Raw genomic sequence first — 1,466 nt, 5'->3', positions numbered from 1 at the left:
TGCTCCAATTTTGCTCGTTCATGCCCATCGTTCAACCGGCGTAAAACCGCTTCTGTCACACCGCCGGAGTTGCCAAAAATCATACCGGCGCCGGAACTGATGCCAAACGGCATATCCACCGCTTCAACTTCCAACCGGTCAAACAAAATACCGTCTTTCTTAATCATCGTGCAGAGTTCATTGGTTGTCAGGACATAATCAATATCCTGTACGCCGTCCGTCATAGACTCCGGCCACAGAATTTCTCCCTTTTTCGCAGTGCACGGCATGACGGCGACAGAAAGAACCCGCTTTCCTTCATTGTTCTTCGGGTCTTTGTAGTATTCTCGAATGACTGCGCCCAGCATCTGCATCGGAGAGCGGCAGGTAGACAAATGACTTGCCAGCTCCGGATACCGTTTTTCACAGTCCAGCACCCACGCCGGACAGCAGGAAGTAAACAACGGCAGATTTTCTCCTGATTCCAGCCGTTCCAGCAACTCTTTGCTCTCCTCCATCACCGTAAAATCTGCGCCAAACGCCGTGTCGTATACTTCATCAAAGCCCAAGCGATGCATGGCATTGACAATACGTCCCATCACATTGACGCCGTTCGGAAAGCCGAATACATGTCCGACCGCCACGCGCACCGCCGGTGCAATCTGTGCCACGACTTTGACATTCGGGTCAGCGATCGCCTCGCGAATTGCATTGATATTGGTATTAATCGTAATTGCGCCCGTCGGACAAAATGTGCGGCATTGTCCGCAGCCAACGCAATCCGTATCCGCCAATTTACTGCCGCCAATGGTCGCAACGCGGTAATTCGGACCTTGATCGACGAAATCTACCGCACCGATTCCCTGTACATCACCGCACATGCGGACGCAGTTGCCGCATAAGATACACTTGTTTGGATTGAGCACAATCGCTGGAGAACTCATGTCCAGCGGATAATTGGTCTGCTGGGTCTCATAGCGAATCTGATTGACACCCATCCGGCGCGCGGTCGCCTGCAATAAACATTCGCCGCTCTTGATACAGACGGTGCAGTCTCGCTGATGCGATGCCAGCAGCAGCTCCAAAATCATCTTGCGGTAACGCATCAAGCGCGGGGTGTTGGTGTAAATCTCCATGCCATCGCGCGGTTTTTCCGAGCAGGATGCAAAGGTTCGTCCGTGTTTGTCTTCCACGACGCAAAGACGGCAAGAACCATGGATTAAGAGTTCCGGCCGATAGCACAGCGTCGGCATTTCAAATCCAGCCTTGCGAATCACCGACAACACATTTTCTTCTTCGTCCGTAAATGTAACTCGTATCTTATTGATTGTCATTGTTCCCATACGACTCTCTCCTTTGCCTCAAGAGCTTATGCCGGATAGCCAAATGTTGTCAGCGAAATAGCATGAAATGCACAGGTATCTGTACAAGAGCCACAGCGGATGCATTTGTGCGGATTAATAACAAACGGAGAGCGAATTTGCCCG

At 51.3% G+C, this 1,466-nt stretch carries 2 protein-coding genes; both read right to left on the bottom strand.

Annotated features, from left to right (window positions below; all coding sequences use genetic code 11):
* On the bottom strand, window positions 1–1,322 hold a 1,322-nt coding region (locus ACR0P9_RS12495; RefSeq protein ID WP_432620631.1), incomplete at its 3' end, for a [Fe-Fe] hydrogenase large subunit C-terminal domain-containing protein.
* Window positions 1,323–1,348: 26 nt separating this feature from the next.
* Window positions 1,349–1,441 carry a 4Fe-4S binding protein gene (locus tag ACR0P9_RS12490; RefSeq protein ID WP_432620633.1) on the bottom strand — a complete coding sequence of 31 codons (93 nt, stop codon included), beginning with the start codon at window positions 1,439–1,441 and terminating at the stop codon, window positions 1,349–1,351.
* Between the last annotated feature and the right edge of the window lie 25 nt (window positions 1,442–1,466).

It is taken from the genome of Butyricicoccus sp. (assembly GCF_050872565.1).
Lineage (GTDB): Bacteria > Bacillota > Clostridia > Oscillospirales > Butyricicoccaceae > Butyricicoccus_A.
This window is presented reverse-complemented; position numbering and strand designations above follow the sequence as displayed.